General features: G+C 72.6%; 3 protein-coding genes and 2 pseudogenes. 1 reads left to right on the top strand and 4 read right to left on the bottom strand.

The features are described from left to right. Positions 1-547: pseudogene (locus tag AEQ27_RS17845) on the bottom strand (hypothetical protein); the annotation flags it as partial. Positions 548-618: 71 nt separating this feature from the next. Between AEQ27_RS17845 and AEQ27_RS11320 the strand changes: the two are divergent. Then, positions 619-2118: pseudogene (locus AEQ27_RS11320) on the top strand (sugar porter family MFS transporter); the annotation flags it as partial. A gap of 51 nt (positions 2119-2169) precedes the next feature. Here the strand turns inward: AEQ27_RS11320 and AEQ27_RS11315 are convergent. The 3 genes from AEQ27_RS11315 to AEQ27_RS11305 form a co-directional block, all read right to left on the bottom strand. Next, positions 2170-2655, bottom strand: a complete 486-nt coding sequence (locus AEQ27_RS11315; protein WP_054146756.1) for a tetratricopeptide repeat protein — start codon at positions 2653-2655, stop codon at positions 2170-2172. A gap of 149 nt (positions 2656-2804) precedes the next feature. Then, positions 2805-3797, bottom strand: coding sequence for an AraC family transcriptional regulator (locus AEQ27_RS11310; RefSeq protein WP_054146755.1), 993 nt, complete (start codon positions 3795-3797; stop codon positions 2805-2807). Between the two features lie 242 nt (positions 3798-4039). Beyond that, positions 4040-4975 (bottom strand): NmrA family NAD(P)-binding protein, encoded by a 936-nt coding sequence (locus AEQ27_RS11305; RefSeq protein ID WP_054146754.1) that lies wholly within the window; start codon positions 4973-4975, stop codon positions 4040-4042. Between the last annotated feature and the right edge of the window lie 164 nt (positions 4976-5139).

Here is a 5139-nt window from a genome sequence, read left to right as displayed (position 1 = left end):
GGTCCGGAGTGGGTGCGGGTGTGGGCTCGGGGTCCGGAGTGGGTGCGGGTGTGGGCTCGGGCTGCGGCTCGGGTTCGCTACCGGGTGCCGGCTCGGGCTCAGGGGCAGGATCGGACGCCGCCCAGGGGTCCTGCTCGGGCTCGGGCTGCGGTTCGGGCGCGGCCTCGGTCTGCGGAACGGCCTCGGCTTGCGGAACGGCCTCGGCTTGCGGAACGGCCTCAGGCTCAGGCTCGGGTTCGCTCGCTGGCTCCGGAGGTGCGGCGGACTGCGGTGCCTCGATCGCTTCGTCGTCCGCGGGGGACTCGACCCGCGCCTCCTTGGTGGTCTTGACGACCTGCGAGAACTTGGGGCGGGGCTTCCGCTTCGGCTTCGCGGACTCGGGCGACGCCTCGTCGACCCAGTCGCTGAGGGTCTGCCGCGGGACGTTGAACTCTTCCGCGACGACGGTGAGGACGTTGCGGTCGGTGGGGTTCGTCATCCGCCGCTGCAACACGCGGGCCGTCGCGGCCTCTCGCGTCTCATCGTCGTACCACTCGTCGAAAGGCATGCTCCGATTGTAGGGAGCCGCGAACCGCAGGAGGCGCGGGTCACCCGAGCCGCGCCTCCTCGGCATCGACGGCGCCGCCGGCTCCCGAGACAGGGCAGGCTGGGACCACAACCGACGGAGGAATCGTGGTCACCAACGCAACGGGCGCGTCGCCCCGGGCAGCCCTGCCCGCCCTGGTCTCGGGGCCGCACACCCGACGACTGGGCGTCGTCGCCGTCATCGCGACCTTCGGCGGGCTGCTCTTCGGCTACGACACGGGTGTCATCAACGGAGCACTCGACTCGATGGAGACGAGCTTGGGCCTCACCCCGACGACCGAGGGCGTCATGGTGTCGGCGATCCTCGTCGGCGCGGCGGTGGGTGCCTTCTTCACCGGCCGCGTCTCGGACGCCTTCGGTCGCAAGCCCACCATCACGACCCTCGCCGTCGTGTTCTTCCTCGCGGCGCTCGCGTGCGTCCTCTCGCCGACGTGGGAGTTCCTCACCGGGGCGCGCGTCGTCCTCGGCGTCGCCGTCGGAGGTGCCTCGGTCACGGTGCCCGTCTACCTCGCCGAGCTGGCCCCCACCGAGCAGCGCGGCGGCCTCGTCAGCCGCAACGAACTGATGATCGTCTCCGGGCAGCTCGCCGCCTTCACCATCAACGCGGTCATCGGCAGCGTCTGGGGTGAGCACGGGGACGTGTGGCGTTACATGCTCGCCGTCGCCGCCTTACCGGCGATCGCCCTGTTCGTCGGCATGTTCCGCGTGCCCGAGAGCCCACGATGGCTGATCGCCCAGGGTCGTGACGACGACGCGCTCGCCGTGCTGAAGCAGATCCGGTCCGCCGACCGGGCCGTGGCCGAGATCGCCGAGGTGCGCGACCTGGCCCACGAGGCCGAGGTGGCGAAGAGCGTCCGCCTGCGCGACCTCGTCGCCGAGCCCTGGCTGCGGAAGATCCTGCTGGTCGGTCTAGGCCTCGCCGTCGCCCAGCAGCTCACCGGCATCAACTCGATCATGTACTACGGCACTCAGGTGCTGCAGCAGTCCGGCTTCTCGCAGAGCGGGGCGCTCATCGCCAACGTCGGGGCCGGCGTCGTCGCCGTCGTGGCCATGCTCGTGGCGCTGCGCGTCATCAACCGGATCGGCCGCCGCACCATGCTCATGTCGGGCTTCGCCGGCGTCGCCGTCTTCCACCTGCTGATCGGGCTGTCGTCGACGTTCATCCCGGAGGGCATGGGCCGGGCCGTCGTCGTGCTGATCTTCGTGATCGGGTTCGTGGGCACCATGCAGGGCACCATCGGCCCGCTGGTCTGGCTGATGCTCAGCGAGATCTTCCCGCTCAAGCTGCGCGGCGTCGGCATGGGGCTGACCGTGTTCGTCCTCTGGATGACCAACTTCGCGGTCAGCCTGCTCTTCCCGATCGTCGTCGCCGGCATCGGCATCTCGACGACGTTCTTCATCTTCGCAGCGCTCAACGTCGGGTCGTTCGTCTTCGCGGCGACCCGGGTGCCCGAGACGAACGGCCGCTCGCTCGAGCAGCTCGAAGAGGACTTCAGCACCGGGTCGGTGCCCGTCGGAGGTCACACGCGGTAGTGCGGGTGACGGCTGCGGCCGGGTCTGCGCGTCGCACGGGCAGCGGCCGGCTCAGCTCTCGGTGAGCGCGGCCGCGTAGGCGCGGACCGAGCGGTGGTACCGGGGCAGGTTCGGCTCGACGGCCTCGATCGCGACCCGGAGGGCCTCGTCGACCCGGCCCGCGCTGTGCAGGGCGAGCGCGAGGAAGACCTTCGGCGCCGCTCCGGTGGCGGGATGCTCGGGGGCGTCACGCAGCATCGAGATGGCCTCGTCCACCCGGCCGAGGTTGCGCAGGGTCGAGGCGTGCTGCACGACCATCTGCGCGGCACGGGTCGGATCGACGGCATCGAGGCCGGCCTCGGTCGCCGCCGCGTAGTGCACGTGTGCCTCGGCCTCACGGCCCCCGGAGTCGTGCGCACCGCCCAGCTCGAACTCGCCGAGCGCGGGGTGGGGCGCATCGGCGGCCAGGGCCGTCATGCGCTCGATGCGCTGCTCGTCGTCGACGGTCTCGTCGGCCCAGAGGGCGGCGACGCGGTCTTCCCAGGCCTCGGTGCTCATGCGGCCACGGTAGCGCGCTCCTCGACCGAGGCGACCCGCGCCTCCTGAGGTCTGGTCCGGTCCGCGCGCGTCAGGCCCGAGGGGTGCGGGCGGCGGAGCGTGCCCGCCGCACGGCCGCCGCCCCGTGGCCCCTAATTCTCGGCCACGGCTCAACGGCCGGACCAGGCGCGCAGCGTGTCGGAGGGGCGCTCGCCGAACCGGTCGGCGTAGGCCGCGGCGAAGCGGCCGTGGTGCGTGAACCCCCAGCGCGCCGAGACGTCGGTGACGCTCGACCGCCCGGGTCCCGCGGCGACCAGGTCGTCGCGCACCCGCTCCAGCCGCAGCCGTCGCAGGTAGGCCGTCGGTGTCGTGTCGAGGGTGCGACGGAAGCCCTCTTGCAGGCTGCGGACGCTCGTGGCGGTCGCCACCGCCAGGTCGGCCACGCTCCAGTCGTGGGCCGGATCGGCGCGCAGCAGCTCGATCGCGCGGAAGACCGCCCGACCGCCCGACTGCGGCACGGGAGCGTGCAGCGCCTCGGTGTGGTTGTGGCCCTGGGAGAAGAGCAGGGCGTGGACGAGCGCCCGCTCGAGGGCGCGGACGGCGAGGGGGTGCTGCAGGACACCGTCGGTCCGTCGGGAGGCCTCGTCGACGACCCGGACGGCCTGCAGGACGACCTGCCCACCCGCCGTCAGGTCGAGCGCCGGGTCGAATTCGAGCGGGGCGACGGAGGTCGACTCGAGCAGGTCCTCGAGTTCGCGCTGCAGCTCGGCTCGGGGGATCATCAGCGCGATCTGCGCGAAGCCGTCGCCGCAGTCGAGGTCGACAGGTCGGCCTGGCATGAAGACGCCGCCCGACCGCTGCGTCGCGTCGACTCGTCGCCCGCCGGCCGCGCACAGGGCAGCTCGACCCGCCGTCGGGATGTCGACGTGGTAGTTGTCGGGCTCTGACGTCCGGATGCGGACGGCCCGGTCGAACCTCATGAAGCCCATGGTCAGCCGTCCCGTTCTCACGGCGTTGAGCTGCAGGCCGAGGGGGGCGGATGCGCTCGCCTCCGGGAACTCGACGGGCAGGAAGGCCTCGCCGAGCACACGACGGGCGTCGTCGGCGCCGTGGCACGTCGCGACACGATGGGCCGCGAAGACCTCAGGACCAGCCGCATGCATGCGCCGACCCTACAGACCCGGACGGGTGTCGCGAGGACATCGTCGCGCGAATCGGCCGGGACCCCGCGTCCATCGGATGGTGGGCCGGGGGAGGAGCTGCCTACCGTGGTAGTCCGCCGTCGCTCACCCCGCCGGCGATGAACGGTGGCCCTACCCGTCGGGGGGAGGGGCCACCGTTTTCTCGGGGCCACGGCAGGCGCGGGCGGCGTCCCTGGTGGGCGACCCGTGCCTCCTCGTCCCCGTCAGGCGGACGTCGACGCCGGGGACCCCGACGTGGCGCCGGTCCGCGTCGCGAGGACGTCGCGCACGGTCGTCCAGCGCTCGGGGCCGTAGCGGTCGTTGTCGACGTGGCGCAGCTGCGCGTCACCGCTGAACATGTTGACGAAGTACTGCATGCCCTGCCAGGCGGGGAAGGTGTCGTCGCCCTTCGACGTGCGGCGCATGACGGCCGCCATCGCCGAGAGGGTGCCGGTCGTGCCGGCCCACTGCGGCTTGAAGTCCTGGCCGGTGAGCTCGCTCATCGTGCGGGCGACCTGGCGGGCGGGGACCCGGTCCCCGGCGACCTCGACGACTCGGGGAGCCTCGGGGTCGAGCGCGACGCGGGCGACGACGTGGGCGACGTCGTCCTTCGTCGTGAAGTCGAGCACCTGGTCGGCCGACGACCAGAACAGCACCCGCTTCCGGTCGAACAGGACCATCGGCGCGTCCCCGGTCAGCAGGTCGGTGAACATGCCGTTCAGCACGGATGTCGCCCGGATCGGAGCCGCGTCGACGTCGGCCGCGAACTCACGCCGCAGCTCGAAGTTGCGGTTGCTGCCCGGCGGGATGGCGCGGTAGTCGGCCGAGTAGTCCGACGGCACGAACCGCGGCACCCCCGCCGCGACGGCTGCCGTCAGCAGTGCACGCTGCGCGTCGACGATCACGGGGCGGACGCCGCTCACGGCCGACACGACGACGTCGGCGCCACGGGCGGCCTCGGTCAGGGCGGGCACGTCCGTGTAGGAGGCGCGGGTCACCTCGACCCGGTCGTCGTCACCGAACAGGGTGGTCGCGCCGGTGCTGCCGGGGCGGGTCAGGACGCGCAGGTGCACGTCGGCCGTGGTGTCGCGGAGCAGCTCGCGGGAGATGCGCCGGCCGAGGTCGCCGGTCGCGCCGGCGAGGAGGACGGTGGTGGTCATGGGGGAGTGGCTCGTTCCGTCGGGGGTCAGAGACCAGTCTGCGCGCTCGACGGCGGCGGGGTGCGGCGGGGGCGGCGCGGTGCGGCGATTGCGCGGGTGCCGGGGCGCACGACGCCAGGATGTGGACACAGCGCCAGGACAAGGGCTGGTGCTGTGTCCACCTC

The organism is Frigoribacterium sp. RIT-PI-h (assembly GCF_001297205.1).
Classification (GTDB): Bacteria; Actinomycetota; Actinomycetes; order Actinomycetales; family Microbacteriaceae; genus Frigoribacterium.
Note: the sequence above shows the minus strand (reverse complement) of the source record. Positions and strands in the feature narration are given on the sequence as shown.